At 46.7% G+C, this 18,045-nt stretch carries 13 protein-coding genes and 1 pseudogene; 13 read left to right on the forward strand and 1 reads right to left on the reverse strand.

What is annotated here, in order from left to right:
- Positions 1 to 8: 8 nt before the first annotated feature.
- The 13 genes and pseudogenes from RH45_RS15820 (at position 9) to RH45_RS15880 (ending at position 14,489) form a co-directional block, all read left to right on the forward strand.
- Positions 9 to 1,456: pseudogene (locus RH45_RS15820) on the forward strand (YfcC family protein).
- Between the two features lie 760 nt (positions 1,457 to 2,216).
- Complete coding sequence (gene arcA / locus RH45_RS15825; RefSeq protein WP_008078862.1) at positions 2,217 to 3,440, forward strand: arginine deiminase; 1,224 nt, start codon at positions 2,217 to 2,219, stop codon at positions 3,438 to 3,440.
- A 56-nt stretch (positions 3,441 to 3,496) separates the two neighbouring features.
- Positions 3,497 to 4,408, forward strand: coding sequence for a carbamate kinase (gene arcC / locus RH45_RS15830; RefSeq protein ID WP_008078863.1), 912 nt, complete (start codon positions 3,497 to 3,499; stop codon positions 4,406 to 4,408).
- Between the two features lie 183 nt (positions 4,409 to 4,591).
- A complete protein-coding gene (locus RH45_RS15835; protein ID WP_008078865.1) occupies positions 4,592 to 5,602 on the forward strand; it encodes an ornithine carbamoyltransferase in 1,011 nt (336 codons plus the stop codon).
- A gap of 408 nt (positions 5,603 to 6,010) precedes the next feature.
- On the forward strand, positions 6,011 to 6,940 hold the full coding sequence (pyrB, locus tag RH45_RS15840) for an aspartate carbamoyltransferase (protein WP_008078867.1): 930 nt from the start codon (positions 6,011 to 6,013) through the stop codon (positions 6,938 to 6,940).
- A 17-nt stretch (positions 6,941 to 6,957) separates the two neighbouring features.
- On the forward strand, positions 6,958 to 7,422 hold the full coding sequence (gene pyrI, locus RH45_RS15845) for an aspartate carbamoyltransferase regulatory subunit (RefSeq protein ID WP_008078869.1): 465 nt from the start codon (positions 6,958 to 6,960) through the stop codon (positions 7,420 to 7,422).
- A gap of 290 nt (positions 7,423 to 7,712) precedes the next feature.
- Positions 7,713 to 8,201, forward strand: coding sequence for an arginine repressor (locus RH45_RS15850; RefSeq protein WP_008078871.1), 489 nt, complete (start codon positions 7,713 to 7,715; stop codon positions 8,199 to 8,201).
- A gap of 131 nt (positions 8,202 to 8,332) precedes the next feature.
- The gene (locus tag RH45_RS15855; protein ID WP_008078880.1) at positions 8,333 to 10,141 is read left to right on the forward strand and encodes a protein-disulfide reductase DsbD; all 1,809 of its coding nucleotides are present in this window, start codon (positions 8,333 to 8,335) and stop codon (positions 10,139 to 10,141) included.
- Positions 10,142 to 10,319: 178 nt separating this feature from the next.
- A complete protein-coding gene (locus RH45_RS15860) occupies positions 10,320 to 10,955 on the forward strand; it encodes a response regulator (RefSeq protein ID WP_008078882.1) in 636 nt (211 codons plus the stop codon).
- A gap of 106 nt (positions 10,956 to 11,061) precedes the next feature.
- Positions 11,062 to 11,688, forward strand: coding sequence for a MarC family protein (locus RH45_RS15865; RefSeq protein WP_008078884.1), 627 nt, complete (start codon positions 11,062 to 11,064; stop codon positions 11,686 to 11,688).
- A gap of 219 nt (positions 11,689 to 11,907) precedes the next feature.
- Complete coding sequence (locus RH45_RS15870; RefSeq protein WP_008078886.1) at positions 11,908 to 12,171, forward strand: DUF4212 domain-containing protein; 264 nt, start codon at positions 11,908 to 11,910, stop codon at positions 12,169 to 12,171.
- Between the two features lie 12 nt (positions 12,172 to 12,183).
- Positions 12,184 to 13,911 (forward strand): sodium:solute symporter family protein, encoded by a 1,728-nt coding sequence (locus tag RH45_RS15875; protein WP_008078888.1) that lies wholly within the window; start codon positions 12,184 to 12,186, stop codon positions 13,909 to 13,911.
- Positions 13,912 to 14,006: 95 nt separating this feature from the next.
- On the forward strand, positions 14,007 to 14,489 hold the full coding sequence (locus tag RH45_RS15880; RefSeq protein WP_008078889.1) for a hypothetical protein: 483 nt from the start codon (positions 14,007 to 14,009) through the stop codon (positions 14,487 to 14,489).
- 109 nt (positions 14,490 to 14,598) lie between these two features.
- Here the strand turns inward: RH45_RS15880 and RH45_RS15885 are convergent, their stop codons facing one another.
- The gene (locus tag RH45_RS15885) at positions 14,599 to 18,027 is read right to left on the reverse strand and encodes a PAS domain-containing hybrid sensor histidine kinase/response regulator (protein WP_008078891.1); all 3,429 of its coding nucleotides are present in this window, start codon (positions 18,025 to 18,027) and stop codon (positions 14,599 to 14,601) included.
- Between the last annotated feature and the right edge of the window lie 18 nt (positions 18,028 to 18,045).

An 18,045-nucleotide genomic window follows, 5' to 3' on the forward strand; every position in this document is an offset into this window, starting at 1 on the left:
AGATCACCATGACAACCCAAACTGTACCTACTGAAGAAAAAAAGGCGGCTTCCTCGCCAACTTTAAATTCCCTTCTGCCTATACGATTCTTTTTGTATTGATTGCACTGGTTGCATTGCTGACATGGATAGTGCCAGCAGGCCAATATGACCGAGCAATGAACGAAGATCTAGGACGAGAAGTCCCTGTAACAGGCACTTATCAAGCTGTTGAGGGCAATCCTCAAGGCGTGATCGATGTTCTCCTTGCACCTATTGATGGCTTCTACGACCACAACAGCTATGAAGCTGCGGCAATCGACGTTTCCCTGTTCATCCTAATTATCGGTGGCTTCCTAGGTCTAGTGACCAAAACAGGTGCGATTGACGCTGGTATTGAACGCGTCACCGCCAGACTTCATGGTCGAGAAGAGCTGATGATACCTATCTTGATGGCGTTGTTCGCAGCTGGTGGTACTGTCTATGGTATGGCTGAAGAGTCATTGCCTTTCTACACCCTACTTGTTCCAGTTATGATGGCAGCCCGCTTTGACCCTCTTGTTGCTGCTGCAACTGTACTTCTTGGTGCAGGTATTGGTGTACTCGGTTCGACAATCAACCCATTTGCGACAGTAATCGCAGCGAACGCTTCGGGTATCCCATTTACTGACGGCATCATGCTACGCGCGATTATGCTGGTACTTGGCTACGGCATCTGTGTTGCTTACGTGATGCGCTATGCACGAATGGTGCGCGAAGATCAAAGTAAATCAATCGTTTACGACAAATACGAAGAGAATAAAAAGCACTTCCTTGGCAACCAAGACGGTGAAGCGCTTGATTTTACGACTACACGTAAAATTATTCTGACTATCTTTGGTGGTTCATTTGCGGTCATGATTTACGGTGTATCTGTTGCCGGTTGGTGGATGGCAGAAATCTCAGCCATGTTCCTAGCAGCAACCATCATTGTTGGTCTAGTGGCACGAATGAGTGAAGAAGAATTCACCAACAGCTTTATTGACGGTGCACGCGACCTACTAGGTGTTGCCCTAATCATTGGTATTGCACGTGGTATCGTCGTTGTCATGGACCGCGGTATGATCACCGACACCATCTTGTTCTCTGCAGAACAAATGGTGACAGGCCTGTCCTCAGTCGTGTTCATCAACGTTATGTTCTTCCTCGAAATGCTACTGTCTTTCTTAGTCCCATCGACTTCTGGCTTGGCAGTACTGACTATGCCAATCATGGCACCATTAGCTGACTTTGCTGGCGTTGGTCGAGACCTAGTGATCACCGCTTACCAATCAGCATCTGGCTTGGTTAACTTAGTGACACCAACGTCAGCGGTAGTAATGGGTGGCCTTGCCATTGCTCGCGTGCCATACGTACGCTGGGTGAAATGGGTTGCGCCTCTACTGGCTATCCTCACGCTATTCTGCATTGTGTGTCTAAGTGCTGCTGCATTGATCTAGTGCCATTTCCTTATCCCAGGCTCACAGGGTTGTGAGCCGGTCCTCAAAGCCGCCTTGTGCGGCTTTTTTTGTCTCGCTTATATAGGCTCTACGGCTCCTTTCCTCCCTTTCACAGGCGACACATGATTACCTAACGAGCGCTTAATCCTTTTGACCTTGTGCCTCATTACTGCTTCAAACCTCCTGTAGGTATATTTTAGAGACAAGTAAAGCTATAGCCATTGGCGCCTTTTACCTATCAATTAGAAAATCTATACCCATGAATGAATTAAATTTATTTCAACGAAATTAATTACCTTAATTTTACTATTTGTAATTTGTGATCGAGATTAAATTTATGTTCAAAAGTTTTGTTACCAACCGATTAATTACACCTTTAAAAACACTTATCTAGAAAGTTATAGTGCATATTTCCAATCTATTCACTTATCTATCAAACAAATCATCTTGCATATTTTTCCCCTCGATGACTATTTTTTCAAATTGATCGATAATTTTGTGCATAAACTTCCTAAACCAATGGCTTTTTAGGGCATTCACAAGCAAGTAACAACTGCATAGATATTGTTAAAACCATTGAAAACAGGGGCTTTATGCATAAAAAATGAAGTGTGAGCGACCTCTAAGATTACTTCCCATATAGGCGTAATATTAATTCCAGAACAAATAAGTGAATAAATTAATTCACACCTCTTCCCTACAAAATTAATTATTAGTTTTTAAATATAAAGCTAATTAGAAATATAAGAGAGATACGATCATGAGTAAGTTATACGTAGGTTCTGAAATCGGTCAATTACGTCGCGTACTTGTTCACCGTCCAAGACGAGCTCTGACTCACCTAACACCATCAAACTGCCACGATTTGCTATTTGATGATGTACTTGCTGTTGAGCGTGCTGGTAAAGAACATGATGTTTTCACGCAAACTTTGCGTGACCAAGGTGTTGAAGTTCTACTGCTTACTGATCTTCTAGCTGACACACTTGCGGTTCCAGAAGCAAAAGAATGGCTTCTTTCTCGTCAGGTTTCTGATTACCGCTTAGGCAAAACATTCGCTAACGACGTCCGTTGCTACCTAGGTGACCTTCCAAACCTAGAGCTTGCTAAAATTCTAACGGGTGGCTTGTCTTACGCAGAGATGCCAATGAAGTCATCTTCAATGATGCAAGGTCTACACGCTCCAACAGATTTCATCATTGAACCACTACCGAATCACCTATTCACCCGTGATACTTCTTGCTGGGTATACGGTGGGGTATCTATCAACCCAATGGCTAAACCAGCTCGTCAACGTGAAACTAACCACGTTCGCGCTATCTACCGCTGGCACCCAACTTTCGCTGGCCAAGACTTCATCAAGTACTTCGGCGACGAAGAGACCATCAACTACGACAACTCAACCATTGAAGGCGGTGACGTACTGGTTCTTGGTCGTGGCACTGTGCTTATCGGTATGTCAGAGCGTACAACTGCGCAAGGTGTTGAGCACTTAGCATCAGGCCTATTCAAACACGGTCAAGCGAAGCAAATCATTGCAATGGAGCTACCTAAACACCGCTCTTGCATGCACTTAGACACCGTCATGACACATATGAACGAAGATACCTTCTCTGTTTACCCAGAAGTGGTTCGTAAAGACGTGAAATGCTGGAGCCTAACAGGTGATGAATCCGGTGCCGTAAATGTGAAAGAAGAAGGTTACTTCGTGACTGCTATCGAAAAAGCACTTGGCGTAGACAAACTCAACCTAATCACTACTGGCGGTGACAACTTCCATGCAGAACGTGAGCAATGGAACGACGCAAACAACGTACTGACGGTGAAACCAGGCGTGGTTGTTGGCTACGAAGGCAACACTTACACCAATGAGAAATACGACAAAGCAGGCATCACCGTTCTACCTATCCCAGGTGATGAACTAGGCCGTGGCCGTGGTGGCGCTCGCTGTATGAGCTGCCCAATCGAACGTGATGGCATCTAAGTAAGTGTTTAAAGGCGAGGGCTAATGCTCTCGCCCCCTGCAGAGAGAATTTCAACATGACAAAGCAAACAGTTGTTGTAGCACTTGGCGGTAACGCACTTCTTCGTCGCGGTGAGCCATTAGAGGCGGAAGTGCAACGCAAAAATATTGAGGTCGCAGTTAAAACGATTTCTCAAATTGCTCAAGAGTACAACGTCGTCCTTGTTCACGGCAACGGCCCACAAGTTGGCTTGCTGGCATTGCAAGGTTTGGAATACAAAAAGGTCGCGCCTTACCCACTCGACGTCCTAGGTAGTGAGACTCAAGGCATGATCGGCTACATGCTGATGCAAGAGTTCAAAAACCAAATGCCTAACGTCAACGCAACTTGCATGCTGACGCAAATGACGGTTGACCCTAACGATCCTGCTTTTGCCGATCCGACTAAGCCGATTGGTCCGATCTATGAAGAGACAGAAGCTCGTGAGTTAGCAGAGAAATACCGCTGGACTATCAAACCAGATGGCCAACATTTCCGCCGTGTGGTCCCTAGCCCACAACCAACTGGCATCATTGAGCATGAAGCAATCACCGCGCTAATCGAGCAAGGTCACTTGGTGATCTGTACGGGTGGCGGCGGCATTCCAGTTAAACGTGAAAACGGCAAACTGGTTGGTGTCGAAGCTGTCATCGATAAAGACATGTCTGCCGCCTTCCTAGCAAAACAGCTAGAGGCAGATGCTCTGCTTATCTTGACTGATGCGGACGCGGTTTACCTTGATTGGGGCAAACCAACTCAGCACGCACTGCGCAGTACTAACCCGACAGAGCTTGCTAAATACGAATTCGATGCAGGCTCCATGGGGCCAAAAATTGAAGCATCGTGTGAGTTCATCAAACAAGGCGGCAAAGTCGTCGGTATTGGCTCTCTAGAAGATGGCTTACGCATCCTACAAGGCACTGCGGGAACCAATATCACTAAAGGCTAACGGATTGAATACTCCACAGCCGAGCGAGACATCGATAAGTCGGACCCTCGTTGAATTAGCGACCTTGGTGCCTCGCTCCCCACTGTGGACATAAACGATTTAGAAACAACATTAATAATTTCTGCGTTTTCTTACCTCTTTCCCTGCAATAAGAAAGCGCTAAACCCTAAGAAGGAAAACATCATGGCTTTCAACCTACGCAACCGTAACTTCCTAAAACTACTAGACTTTACTCCACGTGAAATTCAGCACTTCTTGGATCTCTCTGCGGAATTGAAAAAAGCGAAATACAACGGCTATGAGCAACCTCGTCTAAAAGGCAAGAACATTGCCCTAATCTTCGAGAAAACGTCTACTCGTACACGTTGTGCATTTGAAGTTGCAGCATTTGACCAAGGCGCTCAAGTTTCTTACTTAGGCCCATCGGGTTCTCAAATCGGTCACAAAGAGTCAATGAAAGATACAGCACGCGTTCTTGGTCGCATGTACGACGGCATCGAGTACCGTGGTTTTGGTCAAGAAATCGTTGAAGAGCTAGGCGCATACGCTGGTGTACCAGTATGGAACGGTCTAACAGACGAATTCCACCCAACTCAAATCCTAGCTGACTTCCTAACTATGATGGAACACGGCCGCGGTAAACAGCTCCATGAAATGAAGTTCGCTTACCTAGGTGACGCTCGCAACAACATGGGTAACTCACTAATGGTTGGTGCAGCGAAAATGGGCATGGACATCCGTCTAGTGGCACCAAAAGCGTTCTGGCCAGAAGAAGAGCTAGTGGCAACCTGTCGTGAAATCGCTGAAGAGACAGGTGCAAAAATCACACTAACTGAAGACGTGCAAGAAGGCGTTCAAGGTTGTGATTACCTATACACTGACGTTTGGGTATCTATGGGTGAAGCAAAAGAAGCTTGGGCTGAGCGTATCAACCTAATGATGCCTTACCAAGTAAACATGGAAATGCTAAAAGCGACAGGCAACCCACATGTGAAATTCATGCACTGTCTACCAGCGTTCCACGGTGAAGATACTACCGTAGGTAAGCAGCTAGCAGCAGAATACCCACAACTTAAAGATGGCGTGGAAGTAACAGACGAAGTGGTTGAGTCTAAGCACTCTATCGTGTTCGACGAAGCAGAAAACCGCATGCACACCATCAAAGCTGTAATGGTTGCTACTCTAGGCGACTAATCTGCAGGGAAATGCGGACGGCAGGATTGAGGCCTCACCCCATGAATAAAGTCCGCATTTTTTTTCACATAAGTTGAAACAAAATAGCGACCAATACGCCTTCAAGTAAACTCTCACAATGGCTGAGAAAATAGAGCGAAAACATGCGAAATTCGCATAAAAATCCAATTTATGGATAGTTTTCGCAAACGCTTGCAAGGCGTTTTTTTGTGCGTATAATCCTCCGCAATTTGTCAGGAGAACAGAAATGCAGCAGCTATTCACAACATCTTGTTGTTACCAAACGCGCCCGAAATCGGGATCGTTATCTGTTTCATTTTCTCCATTGATTCTATTTTAAAGCCTCCTATTTAGGGGGCTTTTTTTTGTCTGTAATTTACGTTTGATTCGAGACGAGGAAACACCGTTATGGCGCATTCATTGTATAAAAAGCACATTATCTCCATCCCTGAGCTCAGCCGTAAAGAGCTGGAGCTTATCGTCGATACCGCAGCAAGATTAAAGGCAGAGCCAAACCCTGAGTTGCTGAAGAACAAAGTAGTCGCAAGCTGCTTCTTTGAACCATCAACTCGTACTCGCCTTTCGTTTGAAACAGCCGTCGAGCGTTTAGGCGGCAGCGTGATTGGCTTTGATAACGGTGGTAATACATCACTGGCGAAAAAAGGCGAAACATTGGCAGATTCAGTCCAGGTTATTTCTTCTTACGTTGATGCCTTCGTCATGCGCCACCCACAAGAAGGCGCAGCTCGTTTAGCCTCAGAGTTTTCTAACGGCGTACCCATTGTCAACGGTGGCGACGGTGCGAACCAGCACCCAACCCAGACTCTGCTCGACCTGTTTTCGATTCACGAAACGCAAGGCACATTAGACAACCTCAACGTCGCGTTTGTAGGCGACTTAAAGTATGGACGAACGGTGCACTCGCTAACGCAAGCATTGGCGAAATTCGATAACGTTCGTTTCTTCTTTATCGCACCAGACGCGCTTGCTATGCCTGATTACATCTGTGAGGAACTCGAAGAAGCGGGCATCAAATTCAGCATGCACAACAATATTGAAGAAGTGGTACCTGAACTGGATGTTCTATACATGACTCGTGTACAAAAAGAGCGTTTTGATGAATCAGAATATGCGCATATGAAATCGGCATTCATCCTTACCGCAGCTACCCTTGAAGGTGCTCGTGACAATCTCAAAGTACTGCACCCGCTACCTCGTGTCGATGAAATCACGACAGATGTCGACAAGACAAAGCACGCCTACTACTTCGAGCAAGCTGAGAATGGCGTTTATGCTCGTGAAGCCTTACTGGCTCTAGTTCTTAACGAAAACATTTAATCTGCAGGAGAGATATCATGGTGAAACAAACTCAACTTCAAGTAGAAGCGATTCGCAATGGCTCTGTTATCGACCACATCCCTGCGCACATCGGCATTAAAGTACTGAAACTGTTCAAGATGCACAAAGCTAATCAGCGCATCACTATGGGTCTAAACCTGCCGTCTTCAGCTCTTGGCGCGAAAGATCTAATAAAAATCGAGAACACGTACTTAACCAAAGAGCAAGCCAGTCAACTTGCGCTTTACGCCCCAAAAGCAACGGTTAACCAGATCGAAGAATACAAGGTTGTTAGCAAACTTAACCTCACCTTGCCAGAGAGCATCGAAAGCGTCTTTGAATGCCCAAACAGCAACTGTATTTCACATGGCGAGCCTGTTGAGAGCCGATTTAAAGTGCAGCAAAAAATGGACAATGTGCACCTTAAATGCCACTACTGTGAAAAAGTATTCTCACGCGAGATCATGACCGAAGCACGCTAAACGCACCCCTTAAGGGCTAACGGTTTTAGCCCTTTGATTTACTGGATATTTATTCGAACTCACGGATAAATATCCAACCTCAACAGAATAAATCACCAGATATCAAGATTTTACTTAGTTTATTATTTGGCGATCCCATTCACAAAGCCACACTATCTTTGGTGGTAAACTAGCAGCATATTCAATTAAATCACCACAGAGTGATCGCTCAAGTGTTGGGCACGAAGGGAGAATGGAGTGCCTAAGTTTACATGGATGATTTGTCCGTACGTCACGTTTAAGGAGTTCCCATGAGTGAAACTCTAAACCCTATGAACACCGATTATACCGAAGATAAAACGCTTACTGCTGCTTGTAAACGTCTGTTACAACAACAGAGTTTTGCCACTCAAAATGAACTGCGTGAAGCGCTGATCAATATTGGTTTTGAAGGCATCAGTCAGTCTACGGTATCGAGATTATTGTCCCAGTTGGGAGTGGTTAAAGTCCAAAATGCCTGCGGTAAAAAGGTGTACTGTATTACCGTCGAAACCGCGCCGGTACGTGTCGAGTCTTCAATCTCCTCACAAATAGAATTTATTACCCATAATCAGGCGATGGTGGTGGTAAAAACGCACCCTGGCAGCGCTCAACTCGTTGCCCGTTTAGTCGATATTGACCCGCACACCGAGATCCTTGGCACAGTTGGCGGTAACGATACGGTGCTGGTTATTCCCAAAGATACTGACAACATTGACGCCTGCGAACGCGTAGTTCGGGCACGTTTAGGGGTCGCTTAATCAAATTGGGTCAGGCAACTGACCCAATTTTTTACCAATCTGCAGTAATTTCATATGTGATGAAACTTAATCCCGCTCTTCCCTGTCATATTGAGTTAAAATGAACCCAAATTTACTCAAGTGACCGATTTATGCGCTTCGCCTTATCACTGTTAATTCTCTGTATTTCCGTTGTTTCTGCACCGGCAATGGCTCTGTTTGGTAACTCCAACTCCACACCAAGCTTTGCCAACAACAGCAACACTTTTGTTCCAGTTGACGAAGCGTTTCCATTTAATGCTTATCAGCAGGACAATCGCGTATTCATCGATTGGCAGGTCAAGCCTGATTACTACCTGTATCAACACCGTATTTCTGTTAGCGGTGAAAACGTCACGGTTGCGAATATAGAGATGCGGGACGGTGAGCCGTACAAAGATGAATTCTTTGGTGACGTAAGCATTTACACAACGCCGCTGTTTGTTGATGTCTCTATGGCCGATTACCAAACCAAAGCGCGCCTGATCGTTCAATACCAAGGCTGTGCGAAAGCCGGCTTTTGCTACCCGCCTGAAACACGAGTGATCGACATTCAACCCTTTACCGCTAGTCAGGTGCAGACTCCAGCCTCGGGCTCGACGCAACCTCAGCCTCAACCCACCAGCGATGTGGTCAAATCCAATCCGGTTGATGCTCCGCGCTCTCAAGAATCCACCCTTGCTTCTAAATTGAGTGATAGCTGGTGGACACCACTACTTTTCCTCGCCCTCGGTGTTGGGCTAGCATTTACACCATGTGTTCTTCCTATGTACCCGATTCTGACCAGTATCGTACTGGGTAGCGGAAAATTGAGTCAGCGCCGCGCGCTGGGTTTGGCGTTTATCTATGTCCAAGGTATGGCGCTTACCTACACCTTACTGGGTTTGGTGGTGGCTTCGGCAGGAATGCAGTTTCAAGCCGCGATGCAACACCCCTATGTCTTAATTGGCCTAAGCATTTTGTTTGTCACACTGGCTCTGTCTATGTTTGGTGTTTACACCCTGCAATTGCCGAGCGGCGTCCAAACTTGGCTCAATAACTTAAGCAACAAACAGCAAAGTGGTAGCAGCGCTGGCGTATTTGCAATGGGCGCTATTTCAGGGCTCGTTTGTTCTCCTTGCACGACAGCGCCACTTTCAGGGGCACTGCTTTATGTGGCTCAAAGTGGCGACCTACTCACCGGCGGCATTGCACTGTATGCATTAGCGATCGGCATGGGTATCCCTTTAATGTTAGTGGCGGTATTTGGTAATAAACTGCTACCAAAAGCAGGTAACTGGATGGATCGAGTGAAAACGCTGTTCGGCTTTATTCTTCTTGCTGCGCCTATCTTCCTATTAGAACGTATCTTGCCAGAGATGTGGGCCACAGCCTTATGGTCAGCACTTGGCATCGTCGCGTTTGGTTGGTTATACCATATTAAGAACACGCTAGAGTTCGGCGGTTGGAAACAAAGCACGGTGGGAATCATTGCGGTGCTTGGCCTTTTTGCCTCTGCCCAGCCGGCATTAAATTACTGGTTTGGTAATCACCACAACACGCAAACAGAACAAGCAACCATTAGCTTTACCCGCATTGCCAATGTCGCAGAGCTAGAGCAGCAACTGGGGCTGGCCAAACAAGCAGGTAAACCTGTCATGCTCGACTTCTATGCCGATTGGTGCGTGGCTTGTAAAGAGTTTGAAAAGTACACCTTCCACCAGCCTGACGTCGAACAAAAGCTGCAAAACTTCGTTCTACTGCAAGCCGATGTCACTAAGAATACCCCGCAAGACATCGCCCTGCTGAAACAAATGCAAGTGTTGGGTTTACCAACCATAGAATTTTGGGATGCAAACGGCGTACACGTAAACAATGCCCGTATTACTGGCTTTATGCAGGCGCAGCCTTTCCTAGAGCACCTGAGTAACCACAAGCTTTAGCTAAACTGTGTTTAAAACGCCGACCTCTAGGTCGGCGTTTTTATTTGCCTTTTCTCATTTATATGCAATTTTTCTAATAAAACCCGATACAGTTCAGACTTTTAGTGCATAAAGATTGTCCACACTTACAAAGGTGACAATAATTCTATTAACTATTTTGCTATAAGTGCTTAACGTCATGGACTCGACCTACAACATCATTATTGCCGACGATCATCCACTTTTTCGCAATGCGCTTTTTCAATCTGTGCATATGGCGGTGAGTGGGGCTAACCTCTTGGAAGCCGATTCACTTGATGCTCTGTTGGCGGTTCTCGCGCGCGAAGAAGAGCCTGATTTGTTGCTACTTGATCTCAAAATGCCCGGTGCAAACGGCATGTCTGGTTTAATCCACTTACGAGCAGAGTATCCGGACCTTCCGATTGTTGTCGTGTCAGCCAGTGAAGAGTCTTCGGTCGTTACTCAAGTCAAAAGCCATGGTGCGTTTGGCTTTATCCCTAAGTCGAGTGACATGCGCGAATTGGTCAGTGCACTGAATCAAGTGCTGAATGGCGAACCCTTCTTCCCTGAAGGCTCGATTACCAATAACGCGGCGTGCAATGATTTAGCTGAAAAAATAGCGACCCTAACGCCACAGCAATATAAAGTTCTTGGAATGTTATCTGATGGTTTACTCAATAAACAAATCGCATACGAGTTAAATGTTTCAGAAGCAACAATCAAAGCCCATATGACAGCCATCTTTCGCAAGTTAGGTGTAAAAAATAGAACTCAAGCCGTAATTTTACTCCAACAGCTAGAATCTGAAGCTTAATTCACTCAGATTTAACCTTAAAGTGTAATTTCTTTGCTAATATCAAGAGAACTGGTCTCTACTGGTTCCTCTATCCCTCTGTTGACTTACTCTGGGAGAAAGCAAAGTGCTAAGCATTCTAATCACTCAATTTGTTGTTCTTTGGGCGGTGATCGATCCTATCGGTAGCGTGCCTGTTTACTTGTCTCAAACCTCACATTTAACCGCCAAGCAGCGCCGTTTGGTCGCCCTAAAAGCCGTGGCAATAGCGACAGGAGTACTCCTGTTTTTCCTCATTGCAGGTCAATTACTACTCGAAGCGATGCAAATCCCACTGCCTGCTTTTCAGGCCGCAGGAGGTCTGGTACTGCTGTTGTTCGCACTCACCATGATTTTTGGTGAGTCTAAACCTGAACAAGAAACCAAGCTATCACAAGACGTAAGCCACTCAGAGCTCGCGGATCTCGCCGTTTATCCATTGGCGATTCCTTCTATCGCCTCTCCTGGTGCGATGATGGCGATTGTCATGCTGACCGACAATCATCGCTATGCACTGATAGATCAAAGCATCACTGCCGGTGTGATGGTCGTGGTGTTGCTCATCACCTTGCTCTTACTACTTGGTGCTACCCATATTCAACGATGGATAGGCAATGTCGGCGCTGCCATTATTAGTCGCGTGATGGGCTTAATTCTGGCGGCGGTCGCGGTCAACAACCTGCTGATGGGGATCAAAGATTTTTATCTTGGTTAATTTATTTGCACCAAATTGGCCATTCAGCATTAGACTTTTGGCTAATTTAACACAACATTAACATCACAGATTTCTATCGATTTTATATAAGCGCCTTATTTATGGGCGCTTTTTGTTTTTTATGCCACGACTAAAGTTGAAAAGAGTTCTTGCCAACACCTTGCTAGGGTAGATATTGAAACATTTTCTTAACAACAAACCAATCGTAAGGAGGCGGCAATGGCGTTTGAAAGTCAGGATAAAGCCAAAGCCTATTGGGACAAGAACGTAAAACTGATGATCAACTTGATGATCGTATGGTTTGTCGTTTCTTTCGGCTGCGGCATCTTATTTGTCGACGTACTTAATCAATTTCAACTAGGTGGTTACAAGCTAGGCTTCTGGTTCGCTCAGCAAGGCTCTATCTATACCTTCCTAGGTATTATTTTCTACTACGCGTGGAAGATGCGCCAAATTGACCGAGAATTCGGCGTAGATGAGTAAGGAGTAACTCAGATGGATTTGAAAACAATCACTTACCTCGTTGTTGGTGCGACCTTTATCCTTTACATTGGTATTGCGATTTGGGCCCGTGCTGGATCAACTAAAGAGTTCTATGTTGCAGGTGGTGGGGTTAACCCAATCGCAAACGGCATGGCAACCGCAGCAGACTGGATGTCAGCCGCATCATTTATCTCTATGGCTGGTCTCATCGCCTTTATGGGTTACGGTGGCAGCGTATTCCTAATGGGTTGGACTGGCGGTTACGTACTTCTAGCACTGCTACTTGCTCCTTATCTACGTAAGTTCGGCAAGTTCACTGTACCAGAGTTCGTAGGTGAACGTTTCTACTCTAACGCAGCTCGTATCGTTGCAGTTGTGTGTCTAATCATTGCGTCGGTCACTTACGTTATCGGTCAAATGAAAGGCGTTGGTGTTGCGTTTGGTCGTTTCCTAGAAGTGGATTACTCAACGGGTCTATTGATCGGTATGTGTATCGTATTCATGTACGCAGTAATGGGCGGCATGAAAGGCATCACTTACACGCAGATTGCTCAATATTGCGTACTCATTTTAGCTTACACTATCCCAGCAATCTTTATCTCTCTGCAACTAACGGGTAACCCGCTACCTCAAATCGGTCTTGGGAGTACCATCCAAGGCACCGATGTCTATCTACTCGATAGGCTCGACCAAGTGGTGACCGAACTCGGCTTTAGTGAATACACCACACAAGTCCGTGGCGACACGCTGAACATGTTCGTTTACACCATGTCACTCATGATCGGTACTGCAGGCTTGCCACACGTAATCATCCGTTTCTTCACGGTACCTAAGGTACGCGACGCACGTACATCAGCAGGTTGGGCTCTAGTATTTATCGCTATCCTATACACAACTGCGCCAGCGGTATCTGCAATGGCTCGTCTAAACCTAATGGATACAGTGAATCCAGCGCCAGGTCAGCACCTTGCCTATGATGAGCGTCCTGACTGGTTCAAAAACTGGGAGAAAACAGGTCTACTTGGCTTTGATGACAAGAACGGCGACGGTCTGATTGAGTACACGTCAAACCCAGCAACCAATGAACTGAAAGTTGACCGTGACATCATGGTACTGGCTAACCCTGAGATTGCGAAGCTACCAAACTGGGTAATCGCTCTCGTGGCAGCCGGTGGTCTAGCTGCGGCACTTTCAACCGCAGCAGGTCTATTGCTCGCAATATCTTCGGCAATATCCCATGACTTAATTAAAGGTGTGATCAATCCAAATATATCGGAGAAGAAAGAGCTGCTCGCCAGTCGGATTTCCATGGCAGTTGCGATTGCGGTAGCAGGTTATCTCGGCCTCAACCCGCCAGGTTTTGCCGCCGGTACGGTAGCGTTAGCCTTCGGTCTTGCTGCTTCCTCCATCTTCCCGGCGTTGATGATGGGTATCTTCAGCAAAGGTATCAATAAAGAGGGTGCAATTGCAGGTATGATTGCAGGTATCAGTATCACACTATTTTACGTATTCCAGCACAAAGGCATCCTATTCGTTGCTGACTGGACTTACCTAGAAAGCTGGGGCAGCAACTGGTTCCTAGGCATCGAACCTAATGCATTTGGTGCGATTGGTGCGGTATTTAACTTCCTAGTTGCGTTCGGTGTATCGAAAGTTACGGCTGAAACCCCTCAAGAAGTGAAAGACCTTGTAGAGCACGTTCGTGTACCAGCAGGGGCAGGTGACGCTGTTGACCACTAATAACAATACCTAAACCACAAAAGCCCCTATTGGGGCTTTTTTATTCCAAGTTTTACGTTACCGTATTCGAAGTCTGTTGTAGCAAGGAAGCCAAGATGTTCAAAAATAAGCACTTTATAGTCGCTCTATTAGTCGCACCTATTCTGTCTATCATTGCCTATTTTGGCGCTGATATGGCGGTAAGCGAAAAGCCGCATGCAGCCAAAGAAGGCCAAAGCTACAAGTTGATCGCTAAATCTAACTGCCGCTATACCAGTGGCTTATGTGGCATGGAAAATGGTGAGTTTAAGGTCAAGTTTCGCTCCGAGAAATTAACCACGTCAGAACTGCAATTATCAATGACATCAGATTTCCCGCTCGAAGGGGTTAAGCTCTCACTCGTTGATAGCCAAGATCAAGCTGGCCAACCCATCGACATGCAAGCCGCCGATAAAGCGGGTCAGAATTGGTATATCACTTTGGCCAAACCAGCATCAGCAGAGAGCTGGTTGCGCGTCGCAATCCAAGCAGAAGGCACCTTGTATTACGGTGAAACTCAAACGGCTTTCGTAAAATACGAAACGCTTTTTACTGAGTAACCATTAGTCAGAAATTATTAAGGGTTGGCCAGTGACGCCAACCCTTTTTGTTTGCACGTAGAAAGGCATATTGTACCTAGCCAGCGTTGAGACAAGAGGACTTTGCAACTTAAACGCGATTCAATATTGCTCTCAGTTTAAGCGGTTTAACCGGTTTCGGGATAAAGCCAAAGCCATTAGATTTAATCCCCTCCATCATATCTGCGGTGCGATCGGCACTGATGATCACACCTTCAAAACTGTCTCCCAAACGCAAGCGACATTGCTGCAGCACTTCCAAGCCCGTTCGCCCCTCATCGAGACGATAATCAGACAAGATAACATCAGGTAGCCACTCATCCTCAATACACTTCAAACTCGTGACGATGTCGGTCGCCGTACGGACATTGCAGCCCCAACGAGCAAGTAAGTTCTCCATACCGACTAAGATTTCAGTTTCATTGTCGACGCACAATACGTTCAAGTGGCTCAAATCAGACAGGTTAGGTGCGCTGTTTACCTGAGGTTGAACAAGTGCTTCTATACCTCGTTTGAGCGTAATCGAAAACACGCTTCCTTGACCGGGCCAAGAGCGCATCGAGATTTGATGACCTAGAACGTGCGCGATGCCTTTCGATATCGCCAACCCTAAACCTAAACCTTGGTCAGAACGTACCTGACTGCCACGCGTAAACTCTTCAAAAATCTCTTGCTGTTTATCTTCATCGATACCCGTACCGTTATCCCATACATCGATCCGAGCCTGACCATTGACGCGTCGCACACCCAGCACCACTTTGCCTTTAGGGTTGTAGCGAAAAGCGTTGGTGAGAAAGTTCTGCACTACCCGACGCAACAGCTTAGGGTCAGACTGAACAATGAGTTGGCTCGGTACCATCTCGAAATCAATACCCTGTTGTTTCGCCAATGCACTAAACTCCGCGTTGAGATTAGACAACACATCGTTAATCGCAAAGGCATGAACATTCACATCCAGTTTGCCCGACTCTAGCCGCGAGATATCCAGCAGGTCGCCAATTAAATCTTCCGCGGCCCCTAATGCACTTTCGATGTGTTGCGATAACTTCTGAGTCTCTTCTTCTTTAGCGACTTCCGATAATGAGGAAGCAAACAAACGCGCGGCATTCAAAGGCTGCATTAAATCATGACTGACCGCAGCAAGAAAACGCGACTTCGATTGTGATTCATGCTCAGAGCGTTGTGTCGCGGCAACGAGCTGCTTGTTGAGATTCTCTAACTCCTGAGTCCGTTTATGCACGCGCTCTTCTAACGATTCATTGGCCTCTTTTAGCGCCTGCTCGGCATCACGGAACACGGTGATGTCTGTAAAGCTCATCACAAAGCCGCCACCGGGCATAGGGTTGCCTTGTACTTCGATCACTCTGCCATCTGGGCGAACACGAGAAGAGGTGTGCCGAGTCCCTTGCTCTAAGTGATAAACCCGGCGACGAACGTGCTCTTCAGGATCACCCGGGCCACACAAACCTTGCTCCGCATTATGACGAATCACATCCGCTATCGGTCTGCCGACTTGAATGAGACCGACCGGAAAAGTAAACAACTCTAAGTAACGTTGATTCCATGCCACCAGCCTTAACTGTTTATCGACTACCGCAATCCCTTGACCAATATGCTCAATCGCCCCTTGCAATAATCCCCGGCTAAAGTCATAAAGCTCAGACGCTTCATCAACAATCGTTGCGACCTCTTCCAACTGCATATTGCGGCCCTGCAGAGCAGAAGTCAGGACTAACTTAGCCGAAGAAGCACCAAATACCCCGGCCAACACTCGCTCAGTGTGACGAATTAAGGTAGAGGGGGCTTGTTGGTTGGGTAGCATGGTTTCATGCTGCTGCGCCCAATACTGTTTAAAGGCATTACGCACTCGCTGTCGGCCAACAAAGCGTGAAGCCAGCATTTCTAACTCGCCTACCGTAACACGACTCTGATAGAGACTCATGTTCTCGCTTTCCGGTAAAGGCGTCCCCACAAAAGAGGCTGATTGTAAGCGTTCACTTAGGCTTGAGCGGGTGACTAATGATACCAATACATAACAGAGCGCATTCGCCGTCACGCTCAACACTATGCCCCAGTCAGAGCTTTCTATTCCTGCACTGGCAAGCAGCTGCGGCGGCGTTATCAACCAAAGCAGCAAGTTACTGTTTGCATCCCCCGCCAACATGTCGGTTTGGCTCATCAAGGTAATGAGCCAAATGGTAAAGCCAATGGCCAAACCAACATACGCCCCTTTGCGATTGCCTTGTCGCCAGTACATTCCACCAATAATTGCCGGTGCAAACTGGGTAATAGCGGCAAACGAGAGAAAACCTATCGCGGACAGTGAGTGGATGTTGCCCAAAGCTTGATAGAAACCCCACGCACCAAGCAGCAGCAATAAAATTAACCCGCGACGAATGATCAGTAACAAACCCGAGAAGTGGCGGTGACTGCGTTGCGACAATCGCATCCGGCGAAGCAATAAAGGCATCACTAAGTCATTAGACACCATGATCGCCAAAGCAATGGTCGAGACGATTACCATGCCGCTTGCCGCTGATGTGCCACCCAAAAATGCAAGCAGTGCAATATCTTGCGCGCCAACCGCCATTGGCAAACTGATCACGTAAGTGTCTGCGCTTACTCCAGTCAGCAGGCTTTGACCGACCCATGCGATCGGTAAAACAAAGATACCCATCAAAACCAAATAAATCGGGAACAACCAGCGCGCAGTGTGTAAATCTTGTGCTCGTTCGTTTTCGACAACCATGGTGTGAAACTGGCGTGGTAAACAGACAATCGCCATCATGGTCAATAGCGTATGTATCACTAACGTAGGAATGTTAGGAGATTGATAAGTCTGCTCAGCAATATCCAGTAACGCGATGTCGCTACGATTAAGCGCTAAATAAAGAATGAAGCAACCCACCACGAGGAAGGCGACCAGCTTGAGCAAGGATTCGAACGCAATCGCCATCATCATACCGCGGTGGTGCTCGGTGTTATCGATATGGCGAGTACCAAACAGCATAGTAAATATCGCCAGCGCTGCAACAACGAACCACGAGACGTCAAAACCCTGTCCAGAAACATTGTCAGCCAGATCGGGGGCGATGATCTCCAACCCCATAGTGATGCCACGCAGCTGCAATGCGATGTAAGGCAATATGCCCGCCACCGCGATAAGGGTCACCACCACAGCTAGCCCCTGTGATTTACCATATCGGGCAGCGATAAAGTCAGCAATCGAGGTGATATGCTCACGTTTGGCAGTAATGATTAAGCGAGCGAGTATCCGCCAGCCTAGAGTGAAAACGATGATGGGCGCAAGGTAGATAGGCAGGAAAGACCAGGGGTTATTACTCGCTTGACCCACGGTCCCGTAGAAGGTCCAAGAGGTACAGTAAACGGCAATCGATAAGCTATATATCCATGGTCGCCATTTTGCTAACCACTTTGTTTGCTTGTCCCCATACCAGGCTATAAGAAAAAGCAGCCCGAGATACATCAGCGATACTAAGATCACTAGCCAACCCTGCATCCGATATCCTTATCATGT

This window comes from Vibrio sinaloensis DSM 21326, assembly GCF_000189275.1.
Lineage (GTDB): Bacteria > Pseudomonadota > Gammaproteobacteria > Enterobacterales > Vibrionaceae > Vibrio > Vibrio sinaloensis.

Bases quoted from the DNA above. Each gene is read 5' to 3' on its own strand.
- arcA (WP_008078862.1), top strand. From the start codon at position 2,217: ATGAGTAAGTTATACGTAGGTTCTGAAATCGGTCAATTACGTCGCGTA.
- arcC (WP_008078863.1), top strand. From the start codon at position 3,497: ATGACAAAGCAAACAGTTGTTGTAGCACTTGGCGGTAACGCACTTCTT.
- RH45_RS15835 (WP_008078865.1), top strand. From the start codon at position 4,592: ATGGCTTTCAACCTACGCAACCGTAACTTCCTAAAACTACTAGACTTT.
- pyrB (WP_008078867.1), top strand. From the start codon at position 6,011: ATGGCGCATTCATTGTATAAAAAGCACATTATCTCCATCCCTGAGCTC.
- pyrI (WP_008078869.1), top strand. From the start codon at position 6,958: ATGGTGAAACAAACTCAACTTCAAGTAGAAGCGATTCGCAATGGCTCT.
- RH45_RS15850 (WP_008078871.1), top strand. From the start codon at position 7,713: ATGAGTGAAACTCTAAACCCTATGAACACCGATTATACCGAAGATAAA.
- RH45_RS15855 (WP_008078880.1), top strand. From the start codon at position 8,333: ATGCGCTTCGCCTTATCACTGTTAATTCTCTGTATTTCCGTTGTTTCT.
- RH45_RS15860 (WP_008078882.1), top strand. From the start codon at position 10,320: ATGGACTCGACCTACAACATCATTATTGCCGACGATCATCCACTTTTT.
- RH45_RS15870 (WP_008078886.1), top strand. From the start codon at position 11,908: ATGGCGTTTGAAAGTCAGGATAAAGCCAAAGCCTATTGGGACAAGAAC.
- RH45_RS15875 (WP_008078888.1), top strand. From the start codon at position 12,184: ATGGATTTGAAAACAATCACTTACCTCGTTGTTGGTGCGACCTTTATC.
- RH45_RS15880 (WP_008078889.1), top strand. From the start codon at position 14,007: ATGTTCAAAAATAAGCACTTTATAGTCGCTCTATTAGTCGCACCTATT.
- RH45_RS15885 (WP_008078891.1), bottom strand. From the start codon at position 18,027: ATGCAGGGTTGGCTAGTGATCTTAGTATCGCTGATGTATCTCGGGCTG.